General features: G+C 40.1%; 16 protein-coding genes. 8 read left to right on the forward strand and 8 right to left on the reverse strand.

Features of this window, described 5'->3' with window-relative positions:
* Positions 1-305: 305 nt before the first annotated feature.
* The 4 genes from ACKTT2_RS47860 to ACKTT2_RS47875 all read right to left on the reverse strand — a co-directional run bounded on the left by ACKTT2_RS47860 (position 306) and on the right by ACKTT2_RS47875 (position 5125).
* The gene (locus ACKTT2_RS47860; RefSeq protein ID WP_407900077.1) at positions 306-1247 is read right to left on the reverse strand and encodes a glycosyltransferase family 8 protein; all 942 of its coding nucleotides are present in this window, start codon (positions 1245-1247) and stop codon (positions 306-308) included.
* 896 nt (positions 1248-2143) lie between these two features.
* Positions 2144-3328 (reverse strand): glycerate kinase, encoded by a 1185-nt coding sequence (locus ACKTT2_RS47865; RefSeq protein ID WP_407900079.1) that lies wholly within the window; start codon positions 3326-3328, stop codon positions 2144-2146.
* Positions 3329-3337: 9 nt separating this feature from the next.
* A complete protein-coding gene (locus tag ACKTT2_RS47870; protein ID WP_407900081.1) occupies positions 3338-4054 on the reverse strand; it encodes an HAD family hydrolase in 717 nt (238 codons plus the stop codon).
* Positions 4055-4873: 819 nt separating this feature from the next.
* Positions 4874-5125: a peptidoglycan-binding domain-containing protein gene (locus ACKTT2_RS47875; protein ID WP_407900083.1), complete on the reverse strand. Its 252-nt coding sequence runs from the start codon at positions 5123-5125 to the stop codon at positions 4874-4876.
* 413 nt (positions 5126-5538) lie between these two features.
* On the opposite strand from ACKTT2_RS47875, the gene ACKTT2_RS47880 reads away from it, so the two are divergent.
* The gene (locus ACKTT2_RS47880; protein WP_407900085.1) at positions 5539-6420 is read left to right on the forward strand and encodes a LysR family transcriptional regulator; all 882 of its coding nucleotides are present in this window, start codon (positions 5539-5541) and stop codon (positions 6418-6420) included.
* Positions 6421-7066: 646 nt separating this feature from the next.
* A complete protein-coding gene (srmL, locus tag ACKTT2_RS47885) occupies positions 7067-8092 on the forward strand; it encodes a PheS-related mystery ligase SrmL (protein ID WP_407900087.1) in 1026 nt (341 codons plus the stop codon).
* A gap of 182 nt (positions 8093-8274) precedes the next feature.
* Here srmL and ACKTT2_RS47890 read toward each other — a convergent pair whose 3' ends face one another.
* From ACKTT2_RS47890 to ACKTT2_RS47900, 3 genes are all read right to left on the reverse strand, one after another.
* Positions 8275-8940: a hypothetical protein gene (locus tag ACKTT2_RS47890; protein ID WP_407900089.1), complete on the reverse strand. Its 666-nt coding sequence runs from the start codon at positions 8938-8940 to the stop codon at positions 8275-8277.
* Positions 8941-9043: 103 nt separating this feature from the next.
* A complete protein-coding gene (locus tag ACKTT2_RS47895) occupies positions 9044-9238 on the reverse strand; it encodes a hypothetical protein (protein WP_407900091.1) in 195 nt (64 codons plus the stop codon).
* A gap of 209 nt (positions 9239-9447) precedes the next feature.
* Complete coding sequence (locus ACKTT2_RS47900; protein WP_407900093.1) at positions 9448-10716, reverse strand: FGGY-family carbohydrate kinase; 1269 nt, start codon at positions 10714-10716, stop codon at positions 9448-9450.
* A gap of 221 nt (positions 10717-10937) precedes the next feature.
* Here ACKTT2_RS47900 and psaM point away from each other — a divergent pair, with 221 nt between their 5' ends.
* Positions 10938-11072: a photosystem I reaction center subunit XII gene (gene psaM / locus ACKTT2_RS47905; RefSeq protein ID WP_407900095.1), complete on the forward strand. Its 135-nt coding sequence runs from the start codon at positions 10938-10940 to the stop codon at positions 11070-11072.
* Between the two features lie 222 nt (positions 11073-11294).
* The gene (locus ACKTT2_RS47910; protein ID WP_407900097.1) at positions 11295-11699 is read left to right on the forward strand and encodes a slr1601 family putative cell division protein; all 405 of its coding nucleotides are present in this window, start codon (positions 11295-11297) and stop codon (positions 11697-11699) included.
* A gap of 352 nt (positions 11700-12051) precedes the next feature.
* On the opposite strand, the gene ACKTT2_RS47915 is transcribed toward ACKTT2_RS47910, so the two are convergent.
* Positions 12052-13149: a Gfo/Idh/MocA family protein gene (locus ACKTT2_RS47915; RefSeq protein WP_407900099.1), complete on the reverse strand. Its 1098-nt coding sequence runs from the start codon at positions 13147-13149 to the stop codon at positions 12052-12054.
* A gap of 525 nt (positions 13150-13674) precedes the next feature.
* Between ACKTT2_RS47915 and pstC the strand changes: the two genes are divergently transcribed.
* The 4 genes from pstC to ACKTT2_RS47935 all read left to right on the forward strand — a co-directional run bounded on the left by pstC (position 13675) and on the right by ACKTT2_RS47935 (position 17670).
* Entirely contained in the window at positions 13675-14607 is a 933-nt protein-coding gene (gene pstC / locus ACKTT2_RS47920; protein WP_407900101.1) for a phosphate ABC transporter permease subunit PstC, read from the forward strand.
* Between the two features lie 4 nt (positions 14608-14611).
* On the forward strand, positions 14612-15514 hold the full coding sequence (gene pstA, locus ACKTT2_RS47925) for a phosphate ABC transporter permease PstA (RefSeq protein WP_407900103.1): 903 nt from the start codon (positions 14612-14614) through the stop codon (positions 15512-15514).
* Between the two features lie 162 nt (positions 15515-15676).
* Positions 15677-16507 carry a phosphate ABC transporter ATP-binding protein PstB gene (gene pstB / locus ACKTT2_RS47930; protein ID WP_407900105.1) on the forward strand — a complete coding sequence of 277 codons (831 nt, stop codon included), beginning with the start codon at positions 15677-15679 and terminating at the stop codon, positions 16505-16507.
* A gap of 251 nt (positions 16508-16758) precedes the next feature.
* The gene (locus tag ACKTT2_RS47935) at positions 16759-17670 is read left to right on the forward strand and encodes a pirin family protein (protein WP_407900107.1); all 912 of its coding nucleotides are present in this window, start codon (positions 16759-16761) and stop codon (positions 17668-17670) included.
* Positions 17671-17715 lie beyond the last annotated feature (45 nt).

Here is a 17715-nt window from a genome sequence, read left to right on the forward strand (position 1 = left end):
AAGAAATAAATTATCCATCTTGTGGGACCCAGAGCAGCGCCCCTTCGGGGTTCGCCAGTCGCTGTGAGTTCGGGAAACCCTCCTGCAGCGCTGGCTCACCGTGCGGGGGTCTCCCCCCGTTGAGGCGACTGCGGAGCGTCCTCGCCCGTTCTATACTGGTGGCGGGCGGGACGCCCGCACCACAAGAGACAGCTGAATATTTTTTATTTGGAAGTCCCTAATAACCTCTTTCCAAAACAACCAAACACGAAAATGTCTCTTTCCTAGTCCCCAATCGCCAATCCCCAGTCCCTACTCCCTTAATTTTATAGTTTTGCTTGAGTGAGTGAAGTAACTTTCATAAATTTTCTCCAAAGTCTTCTCCAGAGAGTATCTCTGTACCCCGACCACGCCGTTAGGTCAACATATTGAAAGAATAAATTCTTTTTAGGATGTTTACATTCTGCTTTCAATCCTGCATACCAAGGTTTAGGGGAATTCGTATAGTGAATAACGGCAGGATGCTGATACAGTTCATCATAGACTTCTAGCGTGAAAGGGCTCTCTTGCCACGATTGATAGTCATATACTTTTGGCATAACATTCCACTTGGGATGAAGTTCTCCCCATTTACCTGCAAGCACTGCATTTAGAGCATCCTGATCGTTCCGGACATATTTGCTATTTTGTTTTACATATTCAATGACTTTTTGCCCAATATTCTCAGCCCGCCATTTTTCCAAATTAATGACTAAAAGTCCAGAATTAAAGTATTTATCTTCAGGAGAAAGACCTATCTCTCTATAGTTTCTTAAACCATCAGACGTTCCTATAAATAATTCTACATCATCCTGAACTGCTAATACATAATTATCTTTAAGATCGATATCCCACAACTCAGATAAATCTCCCGTCACTACCATATCGGTATCTAGATAAATTGCCTTATCAAAATTTTTGGGTAGAAATTCAGCTACGAGAAGTCGGTAATAGCAAGTAACTGTTAAATGTCTCGTCAATACAATATTTTCAAATAATATATCATCTGGTTTAATCCAAGAAATACTAACCTGTGATGAGTTCAGCGATTTTGTTATCTTACGTTTATTAAATTCGCTAATTCCTCCATCTAGAATAAATAATGCTATTTCGCGATTATTTTTTAGGTTGGCAACTGCCGAACAAACTGTAACAGCAAGTGGCATTGCATAGTTATTATCAGCAGCACAAATAAGAACAATTGGTTGATTCTCGGATTTAACAGACATATTTGAAAAAACAAAACTGTAGATTACAAGAAAACTTTTCTACTGTTTCTCTAAATATTACTCCCTTCGGTGCGCTTATGATTACCTGAACGTGTAGGTAGGGCATAGCCCCACCTACAAAGTGAGTGGAATTTTAGAGCCCAAAGGGAGTAGCAACGGACGATCCTCCCTAGCTCCCCTTAAAAAGCTATAGTGTACACACAAGTTACCGATGAATTGGAGAGGGAACTGGAAATTCAATTTCCTCCCTTTCATGGGTGGGGACTAAGGGGGGTAAATTTAACCCTAAAACCTCTGTTTGAGAACTATTTCAGACTTGTGTTTACACCGTAGCCTTAAAAAGGGTAAAAATTCTCAAAGTTCTCTTTTTTAAGGGGGATCTCAATGTTTTGCTTTAATTAAGAGAATTGGTATTACTCACAACAATATTCCGTTTTACCGTAAGGAAATATTGTAGTTATATAGTATCCGCTTATATACATTAATACATCTCGATTAAAGACACAAAGATCGGTGAAAGACGATCGCTTCCATCAAGATATAATTACTGTATTTTTTGTACTATTTATAACTAAATTATTAGTGTGTCAGGGGGGAGTCTCGCCAACTTCAGCCATGACGTTGAAGTTGACCATGGGAGCGAATAAATATACACTTCCCCGACTACTATAACGGCTTACCTGTATCCAGTTTTCCGAGTCTATGACTGTAAACATGGTAACAAAATTGTTTTTCTGCTATAAAAACAAATAGTCTATAAATATTCTAGATAACGAATTGGGAAAATATTTGGAATTATACGGCTTTTAATATATTTGGTTTTTCTATGGTATCGCTTAATTATCGTTATGATACTCAATGAATAACAAAAATAGACTAATTATCTTGATAAACTCTCAAAATAAACCGCGTCCGCATAACCATAGCTCGATCGCTCGCTCTGTCGCATCAGCTAATAGTTTATCTGCCCTTTGTATGCATTCTTCAAGTGGAAGAGGTGCATCAGGTAGAGGGAAAGCAACGAGTATTCCTAATTTTTGCAATTCATCGCTAGTTAATTGTACTGTCCCGCCAAAGGCTATGACTGGAACGCCTTGACCGTTTTTAGCTGCACTCGCCGCCCGTGCTACGCCAGATAACGCTTTACCACGCAATGTTTGGACATCGATTGAACCTTCAGCTGTCAGTACTAAGTCAGCTGTTTCTAGTTTTTGTGCTATCTGTGTTGCTTCTAGTACTACATCAATGCCAGCTTTTAGTCGTGCATTTAAAAAAGTCATTAACCCAAAACCCATACCTCCGGCTGCACCCGCGCCTTTGGTATTGTTAAAATCCTTTCCAGTTGTCACAGCCGCAATTTGTGCAAAATGCTCTAGAGCCGCATCCAGTTCCTTGACGTCACTGGGTGTTGCCCCTTTTTGCGGTCCGTAAATATATGCTGCACCATTAGCTCCACAAAGCGGATTATCTACATCAGATAGAACGGTAATTTGAGTTTCTTGAAGTCTTGCATCCAGATGTGTCAGATCGATCTTTGTCAATCGATGCAGAGCCAATCCCCCTCGTGGTAAATCTTGACCATCTGCATCAAGCAAGCGTACCCCTAGTGCTTGTAAGGCTCCTGCACCGCCATCAGTTGTTGCAGAACCGCCAATACCGATTAATAGATTGCGACAACCGACATTCAATGCAGCTTGTATCAGTTGTCCAGTGCCATAAGATGAAGCTTCCTTGGGACGGCGATCGCTCTGAGGAACGAGTGTTAGCCCGGAGGCTTGTGCCATCTCAATAACTGCTTGCCCATTTTGAAGTATACCCCACTTGGCTTGGACTAGATCTCCCAAAGGATTACTAACAGTTTCCATACGTTCCTCTCCACCAATACCCAAAAGAAGAGCTTCAACTGTTCCCTCGCCTCCATCAGCAAGCGGTACAACGCTAATCTCGCATGGAATTTTTCCCATTGCCCTCTGTATTCCAAGCTTCATTGCCGCACATGCAGTGACGGCGGATAACGAACCTTTTAAAGAATCAGGAGCAAGAACAAAATGGATATTTTGAGTACGAACAGTGTTGCTCAAGTTTGCCTCCTATGGGCTTTCAAGTAACTCTTGTAGATTTTCAATAATGAGATCGGGACATACAGAACTCTCATTCAACTTTTCACTGTAGCGATTAATCCAAACAGTTGATAATCCCACGGCTTGTGCTCCAGCTATATCATATTTGATACTATCACCAACAAAAACAATTTTTGATGGCTCAACTGCTAACAATTCAACGGCTTTTCTAAACAAACGAGGTGATGGTTTAATACAGCCATGCTCTGAGGAGAAGATGATAACATCAAATAAATGAGCGATTCCCACTCGCTCAAATTCTTGTCTATACAAATTACTTGTAGACCATATATTAGAAACAACTCCTAGCTGATGGGTTTGACGTAGTTGATGTAAGATAGATACATAGGGTTCTGATATTATCCCCACTTCATGCATTACAAATACCTGTTCTAATAAACTAATTTCATCACATGGTAAATCTTTTATTAAATCCAGGTTTTTTAAATAACTTGAAACAGAAGGAAAATTTTCGTAATAGTTAGGATTTTCGTAATCTGCAAACATGGTGTTGCAAACATTTTTAATAATATGATTGACTACCTCGTCAGACAGAAAATTGCCCCCTATCTGTTGGTAAGTTGCTCCGAAATTTTCAGTTTCTGAAAATCGTTCTGCTTCAAACATAAAAGTGTTTCCCATGTCAAGCAAAATTACATCAAAACCATCGATAAATCTTGGCTGCATTTTGATAATTTTTCAATTAAAGTTTTCGCGCACCGAGAAAATTTAGTTATAGCAGTTTTCACTTGAATGAAGTACAGATCGATCTGCGTTCGTCTGCGTCGAGGGTGCGGTTCCATAAATTTTTTATGTATAATGCTATATTCGTTAAGTTCAAAGATGAGTTCACCAAAGAAAGGTAGATGGCAAATGGCAGAAAGTGTATAGACTAAGTTCTCCAGTAGAATTTAGCTAACAGTTTCTGTCTCCTGGTTACTGGTCACTGGTTACTGGTCAGGTGATTAGTCACTGCTTATTCAGAAGAGAGTTGCACTTTTCCTCTGTTCCACCCTCTGACACGCACTCGCTATATTTGAGATATTGCTCCACTTTTGAATTCGTTTGGTTCTGCTTTTCTACTTGCACACCTCTTGCCCCACTTCGGTCAATAAAATTCTTTTGATATATTAAATAACAAATATATAAAGAGCCGGTAATGACTCCCGTGAGGAATACTGTTAAGCCCAGTCTGTTCCAGAATTTGTTTAGGTTGCTGTATTTTGTGTCAACTTTCATTGTTCAGGTACAGATACTTACGCTGCTAATTCTTACACTATCTTTGGTTACTAAATTTAAAGAGTATGTAAAGCATTATTTGAGTGCCCCGCTCATAATGTAGGTCAAATTCTGCTGGGTCGTAAATTATATAACTAATTAATTACGAAAGATGCCAAAAAGAGTGTCTTAGTTGATAATAGAAGAATTATAAAAACGTGCTTAAACCCTATGTAAGAATCTTTACATAGGGTCAACATCTTTTAGCTTAATTCAAAAACTGTGTTTTTACGAATCTGCAACCTCATGCAATACTGTCCAAGTTTGAGAATCGATAACTCCATTTACAGGCAATCCATGCTTCTGTTGAAATGAGATAACTGCTGTAAGAGTCGCTGAGTCAAAAGTACCATCTGTAGGCAGTGTAGAACCCTGAGCATTTAATAGCTCCTTCAAGTGAGTGACAGCAGCACCTGAATCTCCCTTGTGCAAGGTTGTTTCGGCTTGAGTTGAAGTAAACTCCCTATTGTTATTCTGCATGACTCTCTCCTTCTTCTAGAATTTGTTCGAGTCTTTGTAAACTTAGTTAAACACTTCAAAAGAAGTTGTTAATTTTAAGTGTGCTGATTTCTACATTCGTTTGCCTCCTACTTTTGGTATATAAAGTTTTTTTACATACTATCTTGAAAATAGGGCATTGGGCATTGAGCATTGGGAAAAAATGATTTTCATAACAAGCGTTGTAGGTGATTGCTATGGGTGTCTATATTCATTTTCAGTTCAGCCATTTATTGGGTATGCTCAACACACATTACACGCTCAATCTTTTGTTACTAAAAATAATCCAACAGCGAGCGTAACACAGCCAATTATGCCTATAGGAGTATCATAGGTAGACTCCTTTGAGATTTCCAATATTTATTTAAAATTGAAACTTTTAAAATATCAAAAATATGGAATTGCGACACCTTCGTTACTTTATTGCTGTCGCTGAGGAATTGCACTTCAGTCGAGCGGCTGAGCGATTGCATATAGCCCAACCGCCTCTCAGTCAGCAAATTCAGCAGTTGGAAGCAGAATTGGGAGTTGAGTTGTTTCATCGCAAAACGAAGCGACAGGTGCAACTGACAGAAGCGGGAAGGGTATTTTTACAGGAAGCTTATCAACTGTTGGAGCATTTGGAGAGTATAATTCAGGTTACTAAACGCACCGGACGGGGAGAGATAGGACAGTTACGAGTAGGATTTATTAGTCCGGCAATTTACAGTGTTTTGCCTGTTATATTACAGGAATTTAGGCAACAGTTTCCAGATGTGGAATTGGTCTTGCAAGAGTTAACAACTGCCGAACAAGAACAAGCACTTCGCGATCGCCGTATTGATGTTGGCTTTGTGTATTTACCTTTAGCAGATACTGGGCTGAATTATATGTCCATTCAGAAAGAGGCTTTGATTGCAGCATTATACCAAACCCATCCCTTAGGACAACAAGAATCCATTGCAGTGCAGTCCCTTGCTAATGAACCATTTATTTTATTCCCCCGTCATTTAGGAATAGGGCTATATGATGGGATTATGGCTCTGTGTGAGCAAGGGAATTTCACTCCAAAGATTGCACAAGAAGCAATTCAAATGCAGACAATTATTGGGCTTGTTGCTGCAGGTATGGGAGTTACAATTGTGCCATCTTCTTTACAGAATCTTCAACGCACTAGTTTAGTTTATCAGGCGATCGCACACCAAACACCTCTGATTGAAACTGCGCTCGTGTGGTGTGAGGAGGAGGAGAAACCTGTTGTGCGGCAATTTCTGAAAGTTGTGAGTCAACTTAAGTAAGTCAGCACAATTAAAGTTAACTAGTGACGATTCTAACTGGTTAGCTTTCTTTATAACGACCTACTTATATTGCAATACAGTTCAGTTAGCAGTGTTCGATTCTGTTCGATCCCCTCAACCCCCCTTCCCAAGGGGGGCGAGTGAAAATATTTTCCCTTTCCTAAAGGGGGCGAGTGAAAATATTTTCTCCTTCCTAAAGGGGGCGAGTGAAAATATTTTCCCTTTCCTAAAGGGGGCGAGTGAAAATATTTTCCCCTTCCTAAAGGGGGCGAGTGAAAATATTTTCCCCTTCCTAAAGGGGGCAAGTGAAAATATTTTCCCCTTCCTAAAGGGGGCTAGGGGGGATCGTGCATAAAATCTAATACTTCTGTTGACGTCCTCTTAAGGAGGATCGAGTCTTAACTGAACCGTATTGACTTATATTGTGCTACTATTATATGTAGTAATACCAATTCTCTGTATTAAAGTAACAGATTGAGATCCCCCCTAGCCCCCCTTAACAAGGGGGGAAAGTCTTTAAAGTCCCCCTTTTTAAGGGGGATTTAGGGGGCTCGTGTGTAGCAATCATTTGGAGAATTGGTATAAATTTGTAATACACAAATAAAGAGAGGCAAAAAATGAACCACCGGGACTTCTAAAGCCGGACTTGACGAACCCAGCAAATGGCATTCACGCCGTAAATCTCATCGTTTATCAAATAGCTGAGGCTCTTCAAGCGTCCGGATACCCAGAACCAACAATTTGGCGTTCTTCACCCGTCACCACAGTTGCTGACAACTTCGACAAACTTTATTTCCCTTCAGAGAGTTTATCGCGATCGGCAAAATACACGCGCTACCTAAACAACGGTAGACTGTTAAGAACTCACACTACTGCAATTATGCCAGAGTTACTTCCGAAATTACAGGGAGAACAACTCATCCTCCATCCCGGTATTTGTTACCGGCGGGATGTAGTGGATAAACGCCATGTCGGTGAACCTCACCAAATGGACGTGTGGCTAGTAAGCGAACATCAACCTTTAGGTAGAGAAGCTTTAATCAAATTCATTCAAACCATTATCCATGCAGTTCTTCCTGGGGTATCTTACCGCCTCAACGAAACCTCACATCCATATACTTGTCATGGGTTAGAAGTTGAGGTTTTAGTTGATGGTAAATGGGTTGAAGTCGGAGAGTGCGGCGAAGCTCATCCTGGGTTACTCAAACCAGGAGATACAGGCTTAGCATCAGGTTGGGGCTTAGATCGTTTGGTTATGCTTGTTAAAAGAATGGACGATATTCGCTTGTTGCGAAGTACCAATCCTAAAATTGCAGAGCAAATGACTAATTTAAAACCTTACCATCAAGTATCCAATCAACCAAGCATCTACAGGGATATGTCCATTGTGACTAGGCTTGATGTAGAGCTAGAAGATATTTGCGAACAAATAGTAGAAACGTTAGAGGATGACGTAGAACTTTTAGAGTCCGTAGATATTTTAAGTGAAACTCACTATCACCAACTTCCACCACAAGTAATTCAACGCTTGGGTATCCAACCCCATCAAAAGAATTTGCTGGTGCGAATGACACTCCAAAGCCTCCACACTTCCATCACAAATCAAAAAGCTAATATCTTACGGGAATTAGTTTACCAAAACATTCACCAGGGATTGCCAGTTATAGTGTAAATTCACTTACTCTTGTGGGATGGGCGTCCCGCCCGTCCCAGAATTGCTTGGATACAACTTGTAGGTAGGGTAGAGGGAAGTGCGAAACTCAACACAAAAGTATCATGTGGTAAGCAATGCTGACCCTACAGTACTTAAAATTCTTTAGAAATCATTTACGATTCCTATAAAAGTTTGATTTCTTAAAAGTACATATTAGAAAGTCTTGATGTCAATTCTTCAATATTTCTCAAAATTTCCTCACGCTCTAACATAACTCTTTTATAAACATAATTCTTACTATGGTTAATTTGCCCAACAATATTAGGTATATTATTATTATTATCAGTCATTAAAACAAGAGTAGCACATAAAGTATTTTCCTCAGCATCAATAGAATGGTACTCTCCAGGCTTGACAAAATAACTTTGACCGGGATAATACGTCTCGCTATTTAACAACTCACAAGATACTCTCACACCTGTAGACTCAACTAAAGAATTATTATTACTGATATACTTGGCTTGATACAGTTCGCGATCGCAATCGCGATTGGGTTGAACGTCATAGATATGATTCGTGATGCTTCCACACAAAATTCTGCTTTGTAATGTCCAAGAATGAAAATGTATTGGCCAATCAGGTACTTGTCTTGGACGCATACTTGAGAGCCATATATGAAGACGAACAATCTCGGTAGAGGTAGGAGGATTTAGACACGTTATGATGAAGCCAAAAGGACTCCATATACCAGATAAGCCGCTCTGTCTTACTCCATTTATTAACAATTCGTAGAGAATTTTAATAGTTTCAACATGGGGAGCGTTTTCCTTCAATGCTTTCAATAACTTTTCTCTATAGTCAATCATAATATATTTTGTAGTACAAATTTTATTTTAAAAGATTAGCTGTCAAAACTAAACTGGTTTGAATACACTTGTTATTACTTATAAAATAGCTTAAAACGATCTGCTAGAGCGTTAGTACTGGAGTACGTACAGTACTAGTATATACGAGCGCTTGTGTTTTCCAACTACACAACTGATTATGATTTAATAATCTGCGCTCGACTAATATTTCATCAACAGTATTTGTTAGCTTCACTTGCACTTTAACCTCTCCTATCTCGTGAATAACTATATGATTGGAACGATTGAAATATAGCATGACTTATACCTAACTGCTTGCAATCTTCTGCCTTCTAGTGTAGGTATTGTTTTCTATTTTCTTGTAAGATGGGCGTGCATCCGTTCAAAACTTTCTATTTTCTTGTAAGATGGGCGTGCATCCGTCTAATACTTTCTATTTTCTTGTGGGATGGGCGTCCCGCCCGTCCATATTCCATGCTAGAAAACCCATTCATTTTCCAGAAAGGGCTAGAAGCCCGTTCCACGAGATGAGCTTCCTCTCATTGCTAACAAAGCAGTTCCAAAAGCCGCCTCTGCATTCACAGAACACTCAATAGGTACTTGCAAAAGACGCCCTCTAATAACTCTCCAAATATGATTCCCTGCACCACCCCCAGCCGTATAAACACGAGTTAACTTATCAGCCCCTAAATTCTGCAACAACTCATACCCCCGTGCTTCTATCCGAGCAATGCTTTCTAATAACCCATGCAAAAATTCCACCTGACTATCCGGACGTGGTTCTAATCTTGGAGACAAATTTGGGTCATTAATCGGAAATCTTTCCCCTGGCTTTAATAACGGATAGTAATCTAACTGACTTGCTTTCAATCCATCAATTTCTTGGCTGAGGTTTTCTAACTCCGCACTGGTAAAAAATTGCTTGAGGACTGTACCTCCGGTATTAGAAGCGCCTCCCGTCAGCCACAAATCTCCTAAGCGGTGGCTGTAAATTCCATATCTTGCATCATCTACACGAGTCCGACTTAACAGCTTGAGTACTAGTGTCGATCCCAGAGAAGTCACTGCTTCACCTGGGAGTGTTGCACCACTGGCAAGAAAAGCTGCAATACTATCAGTTGTACCCGCACAGATTGCACAATCGCGACGAAAACCTAATTTATCTGCAATGTCAGTACGTAATTCTGCAATTGGTGTCCCTGGAGCGATCGCTTCTGGTAGCTGAACTTTAATTTGTAACTGTTTCAGCCAATCGGGATATTCTAACTTTTCTACGTCATAACCCAACTTTAATGCATTATGGTAATCGCTAGTACCCAATTGCCCGTGTAAAAGAAATGCTAACCAGTCTGCTTGGTGCAGGAAGTGTGTTGCTTCCGCAAAAGATGGCAATTGTGACATCCATAAAAGTTTGGCAAGGCTGGAAGTTGCACTGAGAACTGTATGATTGGGAGGTGCGATCGCTTTTAATTCTTCCATCACCATCGCTCCTCGTGCATCGTTGTACAACAAAGGGGTATCCACGGGTTGACCCTGGCTGTCGCACAACAAGACTGTAGACGATGTACCATTAATTGCGATCGCTCTAATTTCTCGCCTTAACTCCGGTGAAATTTGCTCGAGCAGATTAAATAAAGCGTTTTTCCAGTCGTTTGCTAAGTCAAAGGCTTTTAATGTATCGAAGGGATAGCGTCCCTCAAACTGAATACAAGTTTCTTGGTCTATGACTGTAGCCCTTGCACCTGATGTGCCAAAGTCTATGCCTAAATACATCATTGGGGATTGGGGATTGGGGATTGGGGGTTTTAATAAAATTTATTAAAAAAGCTTGACTTTTGTGAGGTTTACAGATGAACTTTTGAGGTAAAGATGCGCCATGACACGTCTCTACAACTGTTTATGTTGCATCTTGTAACAACCTATTCCCCAATCTTCGCAAAACAGGGAAAAGTAGTAAACGAACTGTTCAAAATCGTAGAGATTGTGAGGTTTAAACCATGTCAATCGCAAATCTTCTCTATCTGGCAGAAATCACTAGTATCTCAGATACTCAAGTGTTCATCGCTCTTATTGTTGCGCTTATCCCAGGTGTTCTGGCTTGGCGTTTAGCAGCATCACTTTACAATTCATAACTTTCTTGTAGATAGTTATTAACCTGGTTTTACGAGTATGGTTTTTAGGCACAGCGGCTTGGTGTCATCACAACTAAAAACGATATCCGTAAAACCAGGATTTTTTTCTCAAAATCTCAGTGTACCAAGTTAAAAAAATGAAGTAATATGACAGCAAATAAAACTGCAACCAGTACAAATGCTCTTTTTGCAGTTTAAGGTTACGATTATCTTTTTACTACCATGAATGCTTTTCAACCGTCTCAACCACCGCTGCAACCAATAGAAAAGCGCCGAGTTACTCCTCGCCCAAAGAGGCGTCTTCGTCAACGCTCATATCAAATACTAGCTTTGGAAACGACAGCAAAGATAGGGGTTAATCTTGTTATCTCAGCAGCAGCAATTTCCGCTCTTATTCAGCTTTTACCTTATCATTGGTCGCAACAAGAAAAGCTAAGAGCTATCCGTGTTGATGTGAAGCAGCTTGAAGGACGGGTTTATGATTTGCAGGCTGAATTCAGTCGAAACTTTGACCCACGTCAAACGAAAAGAATTATGCAAGAAGAGGGCTACCGCTTCGATCCTTCTCAACGTCAGGTAGTGTTCCCTAAAAATAATACAGAAGCAGAACAATCAGAATCAGATTAATTCATATTTAAAATAGCTTCCAACCCCTACATAAATAAAAAAACCCCGATGGATTTCGGGGTCTACGGTGCTTTAATCTATGCAGCGTATTCCAGTGTTGTTTGTATTTTGATTTGTATAGCAAGCTTCTACACCATCCTAAAGAAATAAACTAAATTATGCGATCGCCTATACATAACTTTCTACTAATATTCTCCCATAAAAAAACCCCGATTCTTTCGGGGTTATGGGTGTTTGCCAAAACAGATTTCCTGTGACATATATATTTTCCTTGAAGAAATAGCGATCGTACTACCTACAAAAGACATATATACAGTGACCAGTGACCAGTGACCAGTAATCACCTGACCAATTACTTATTGAAAATTTCTTCTAAAGAAGGGACATTTACCCAAGTGGATTTAGTATTTGATTCTTGGGATAAATCCATTAATAATTGCGAATAAATTCCTTCTTTCAAAGATGGAACTGTTTGCTGCTTGCGCTCAATACCTTGAACCCATTGGTCTATAACTCTTATAAATGCAGAAATTCGACCATCAGCAAAGTTTTTTGGAAATAGCAATCGTAGTGGTATTTCTACTTCAGTCAAAGATTTCCCTGGATTAGAAGTCCAAACACGAAATCCGTGTACGTAATCTTTTTGATTTTCACTTCCCAACACTAAACTACCCCGATCCCCATAAACTTCTATCCAATGGGTGCGGTGTGCGTACACTACAGCGCTGATAGATACTTGACAAGGAGTTCCATCTGCTAATTCTAGGGTCAGCATACAGGTATCATCTGTTTCTACTGGCTTGAATTCTCCTGTTTTGGGGTCTGGTCTTTGAGAAATGGCAGTCCTGAAATGAGCGTTCAATCTGCGTATAGGACCAAATAACCAATGAATATAGTCAAACGTATGGGAACCTAAAGAACCCAACGCACCGCCTCCTTGGTCTTTGCGAGAATACCAGTTCCAAGGACGTGTCGCATCCGAACGAGAAGAACCCAACCAATCAATTTTAATGAAACGCTTGGAACCAACTATATCTTGAGACAAGAGTTCGGAAAACAATTGCCATCCCGGTACAAAACGAAATTCAAAATCTACAGAAGCAATAACACCTTTTTGTTTGGCTAATTCATACAATTCTTGAGCTTCAACGACATTCATAGTCACGGGTTTTTCCAATAACAGGTGTTTCCCGGCTTGTAGTACGATTTTTGCCATTTCGTAATGCAAAAATGGCGGTGTGGAAATACTAACTGCTTGTACTTCAGGTAATCGAACAATTTCTTCTACCGTATTGCAAGCATGGGGAATATTGTAAGATTGCGCGATCGCTCTTGCTTTATCTAAATCCCGATTGTAGACAGCAACCACTTCTGTCTGAGGATGAGCTTGAAATCCAGGTAGATGAACTTTTTGCCCAAATCCCGTGCCAACAACTGCAACGCCAATCACAGCTCGATTATTTCCTTGTAGTACGATTTTTGCTAGTATACCATCTCTTGTACTCAGGAGTGGGGAAGAGGAATTTTTGCAGTCGGGGTGAAAATTTTTTATGGAAAGTCCTTATTCTTCAGGTATAAAGTGTAAACTTTTGAAAAAAAACAGACTTCTGAAACACTGACTGATATAATTAGGGGCTTATAGAAAATAATGTATAAAATGCTATATTTAGGCGATCGCATTCCTAAAAATTGTTGATACTCACTAACCTGAGTCGCAAAGCATTTCAACAACTATTTGTCAATATCTACAATATTAAAGAATCATAACAAAACAGTATTTTGTACTGTTAAATTTAAGATTTTTCCAATACAATTGATGGTAACAATACGGTAAACTTATGCAAATACCGTATGACAAGACTATGAAAACTTACTTGTGCAGGGACTTGTTTCTCAACAAATTTAACACTTAATAATCTAAAAACGCAAGTTTTCATCTGGTTAGTCTAAATCTAAAATCCAAAATTGTACGACTATGCGGGGCGCAAACTATTTGAACGACGATTACGATCGCTCAATTGACAAACAAGCAACTGACGACATTCAAGAAAAAATCATTGCGACAATTTTGTTTTGTTGCGGATTAGTTTCAATTCTTACAACAATTGGAATTGTCGTTATTATCTTTCGAGTAGCATTTGAATTCTTTCAGGAAGTCTCCTTTGCTAAGTTCTTCTTAGATACTGAATGGACACCGCTATTTGCAAACAAACATTTTGGAGTGTGGCCATTAATTAATGGAACTTTACTCACGACAGCGATCGCAATGGCAGTTGCAATTCCGTTAGGATTATCTTCGGCTATTTATTTGAGTGAGTACGCTCAACCAAAAGTAGCAGCCATTTTACGTCCTGCTGTGGAACTTTTAGCAGGAGTACCGACAGTCGTATACGGTTACTTTGCTCTGTTATTTGTGACTCCGTTTCTACGAAGTTTTCTTCCACTGGAAATCTTCAATGCCTTGAGTGCTGGTTTAATGATGGGAGTCATGATAACCCCTACCGTTGGTTCTATTAGTTTAGATGCCATACAAGCTGTTCCTCGTACTTTGCGAGAAGGCGCATTTGCATTGGGACTCACAAAACTTGAATCTATATTTAGGATTCTCCTACCTGCTGCTCTTTCGGGAATTACAGCGTCAATTATTCTAGGAATTTCTCGTGCTGTAGGTGAAACAATGACTGTTGTAATCGCTGCAGGACAACAGCCGAAGTTGACTGTAAATCTTTTTGAGTCAGTAGAAACTATGACAGCTTATATGGCTCAAATTTCAGGAGGAGACAGTCCTCGTGGTAGTTTGAATTACAAGACTTTATACGCTGTAGGAGCCGTTTTGTTTTTGATAACGTTGGCTCTAAATATTGCCAGCAACTGGATTACAAAACGCTTTAAGGAGAAATACGATTAACGGTATGGCTAATTCAATTCATCCTGAGAACTTTCAACCAAGAGTCGATGAGTTTACCGACAATATAGACCGTAGAGAAACAGTAGGTAAAGTTTTTGAAATCTTGTTTTTGCTAGGTTTACTCGTTGGTTTATTTGTCCTTGCTCTCCTAATTTTTGATATTTGTAGTGACGGATTGGGAAGATTTCTAACACCAGGTTTTATTACAGAAACACCTTCGAGATTTCCAGATCGAGGTGGTATTCTTCCTGCAATTATCAGTAGCCTGTCATTGGGTGTCATCGTGATTTTAGTTTCTGTACCCATAGGAGTAGGAGCAGCTTTGTATCTCGAAGAATATGCACCAAAAACTTGGTGGACAGATATCATTGAGATTAATATTAGTAATCTAGCTGGTGTTCCTTCTATTGTTTACGGATTGCTAGGATTAGGTGTTTTCAATTATCTTCTAGGCTTTGGTCCTGCATTGATTTCGGGAGCGCTAACTTTATCTTTGCTGTCTTTACCAGTCATCATTGTGACATCTAGAGAAGCTATTCGTGCAGTTCCTGATTCTCTTAGGAATGCTTCCTATGGTTTGGGCGTTACAAAGTGGCAAACCATCAGCAATCATGTCATACCTTATGCTGTTCCAGGAATTCTAACGGGTGTGATTATTTCAGTCTCTCGTGCTATTGGTGATGCTGCATCTTTGATTGTAGTTGGAGCCGTCAGTTTCTTAACGTTTAACCCTGGATTGTTCCAACGATTTATGGCATTGCCCATCCAAATTTACTCCTACATCACTCGTCCAGAACCAGGTTTTTCTAATGCAGCAGCAGCAACTATTATTGCTTTGATGCTCGTGATTCTAATCCTGAATGGTGCAGCAATCTACATCCGACAAAAATACTCGCTACTACGGTGATTGGGGATTGGGGATTGGCGATTGGTGATTGGGGATTAAACCATAAGCGTTCAACAACTAACCACTAACAACTAACAATTAACCATGACAAGCGAGACACCTATGCTACACCACCAACAACTAACAACTAACAACTAACAACTAAGAACTAACAATTACATCATGACCTACAACAACGCAAGAAACAGACCAAATAGCGCAACACAATCTCGACAAGGTAACTCAGTTTTTGATGTCGAAGGTGTTAGAGTTTTCTACAGTGGATTTATGGCACTTCAGGAAGTATATTTAAAGATTCCTGAAAGGCAGATTATAGCCTTTATTGGTCCTTCTGGTTGCGGGAAAAGTACCTTGTTGCGTTGCTTTAACCGAATGAACGATCTAATCCCTGGTGCAGAGGTTAAGGGAAAACTTCATTACCGCAACAAAAATATTTACGACACAAGTATTAATTCAGTCAAATTGCGCCGACAAGTAGGTATGGTTTTTCAAAGACCAAATCCTTTTCCTAAATCCATATACGAAAATATTGCCTTTGCACCACGTACAAATGGTTACAAAGGAAATTTGGATGAACTCGTAGAGCAGTCGTTACGTCAAGCAGCTCTATGGGATGAGGTAAAAGACAAACTGAAATCCAAGGGAACAGCGTTATCAGGAGGACAACAGCAACGTCTTTGTATTGCACGTGCGATCGCAATGAAGCCTGATGTGCTGTTGATGGATGAACCCTGTTCTGCTCTAGATCCTATCTCTACACGTCAGGTTGAAGAACTTTGTCTTGAACTCAAGGAACAGTACACCATCATCATGGTGACTCACAATATGCAGCAAGCTTCACGAGTCGCTGACTGGACGGCTTTCTTCAATACTGAAGTCGATGAACACAACAAGCGTAGAGGAAAATTAGTTGAGTTCAGCCCTACAGAGGAAATGTTTGATGCTCCTGCAACTAAGGAAGCTGCAGAGTACATCAGTGGGCGTTTCGGTTAAACTCAGCTCGTAATTCTTTAACTCGTATACCCTTAGTAAACCTAAATCTTGTGGAACGGGCGTCCTCGCCCGTTTTTTACTTGAGGTGGAAACAGCAACTCAATTCTTACACTTATTTTCAGTTGGGTACACTACATAAAAAAGTTATGGAACCGCAGCCTGTAGCGGACGAACGCAGATAAATCTGTACTTTATTTAAGTGAAAACCGCTATATATTTATTGTGGAAGAAAACTTGAGCCAAATGATTTTATGTCTACTATCAGTCAACTCCTCAAGCCTCATATTATGGATTTAGGTGGCTTTAAGGCTCGGCGTAGTTTACCTCACGAACATTGTCAGATGGTTGGTCCGTTTATTTTTTTCGACCATCTCGGTCCAGCAGTGTTTCCACCAGGTAAAGGTGTCGATGTCAGACCACATCCACATATCAATTTGGCAACTGTAACTTATTTATTTGAAGGAGTGTTGCTGCATCGTGATAGTCTAGGCAGCGTTCAAGAAATTCTTCCTGGTGCAGTTAACTGGATGACCGCAGGGCGCGGTATTGTTCACTCAGAAAGATCGCCAAGCACTCGCGATCGCGAAGCGACTCTACACGCTATCCAAATCTGGGTAGCCCTTCCTGAAGAACATGAGGAAACTGAACCTTGGTTTCGCCACTATCCAAGTAAGGATTTACCTGTTTGGAGTGAAAATGGGGTGACGATCGCACTGATTGCTGGGAAAGCTTGCGATCGCTCCTCTCCAGTGGAAACTTTTACCCCAATGTTTTACCTAGATGTATTACTACAGCCTGAATCGCGGTTTGTGTTACCCGACAATTACAGTGAAAGAGCCGTTTATAGCGTGACTGAAGGTCTAAGCATCAATGACGAACCGCTAGAACAACATAGATTAGCTGTTATGGAGTCGGGTAGTTCCATTGAGATTGCCTCAAGCACTCAAGCCCGTTGTATTATTATTGGTGGTGAACCTGTAGGGAAGAGATATAAATGGTGGAACTTTGTTTCTAGTAGACCAGAGAGAATTGAACAGGCAAAACAAGATTGGCAAGAAGATCGTTTTGGCAAGGTTCCAAACGAAACAGAGTTTATTCCACTACCAGGGGAAATTTTGGAATCTGGTCAAGTTCAATCCAATGAAGTGCAACCGTTGAGTTAGTACGTATGCAGTGAACAATTACTGCAAGCAAGGTTTCCGAAGAGA

This window comes from Scytonema hankhaensis NUACC26 (assembly GCF_045865695.1).
GTDB lineage: Bacteria > Cyanobacteriota > Cyanobacteriia > Cyanobacteriales > Nostocaceae > Scytonema.

What these genes read in the sequence shown, in the direction of transcription:
- ACKTT2_RS47860 (WP_407900077.1), bottom strand. Translation starts at nt 1,247, where the DNA reads ATGTCTGTTAAATCCGAGAATCAACCAATTGTTCTTATTTGTGCTGCT.
- ACKTT2_RS47870 (WP_407900081.1), bottom strand. Translation starts at nt 4,054, where the DNA reads ATGCAGCCAAGATTTATCGATGGTTTTGATGTAATTTTGCTTGACATG.
- ACKTT2_RS47875 (WP_407900083.1), bottom strand. Translation starts at nt 5,125, where the DNA reads ATGCAGAATAACAATAGGGAGTTTACTTCAACTCAAGCCGAAACAACC.
- ACKTT2_RS47880 (WP_407900085.1), top strand. Translation starts at nt 5,539, where the DNA reads ATGGAATTGCGACACCTTCGTTACTTTATTGCTGTCGCTGAGGAATTG.
- ACKTT2_RS47890 (WP_407900089.1), bottom strand. Translation starts at nt 8,940, where the DNA reads ATGATTGACTATAGAGAAAAGTTATTGAAAGCATTGAAGGAAAACGCT.
- ACKTT2_RS47895 (WP_407900091.1), bottom strand. Translation starts at nt 9,238, where the DNA reads ATGCTATATTTCAATCGTTCCAATCATATAGTTATTCACGAGATAGGA.
- ACKTT2_RS47900 (WP_407900093.1), bottom strand. Translation starts at nt 10,716, where the DNA reads ATGATGTATTTAGGCATAGACTTTGGCACATCAGGTGCAAGGGCTACA.
- psaM (WP_407900095.1), top strand. Translation starts at nt 10,938, where the DNA reads ATGTCAATCGCAAATCTTCTCTATCTGGCAGAAATCACTAGTATCTCA.
- ACKTT2_RS47910 (WP_407900097.1), top strand. Translation starts at nt 11,295, where the DNA reads ATGAATGCTTTTCAACCGTCTCAACCACCGCTGCAACCAATAGAAAAG.
- pstC (WP_407900101.1), top strand. Translation starts at nt 13,675, where the DNA reads ATGCGGGGCGCAAACTATTTGAACGACGATTACGATCGCTCAATTGAC.
- pstA (WP_407900103.1), top strand. Translation starts at nt 14,612, where the DNA reads ATGGCTAATTCAATTCATCCTGAGAACTTTCAACCAAGAGTCGATGAG.
- pstB (WP_407900105.1), top strand. Translation starts at nt 15,677, where the DNA reads ATGACCTACAACAACGCAAGAAACAGACCAAATAGCGCAACACAATCT.
- ACKTT2_RS47935 (WP_407900107.1), top strand. Translation starts at nt 16,759, where the DNA reads ATGTCTACTATCAGTCAACTCCTCAAGCCTCATATTATGGATTTAGGT.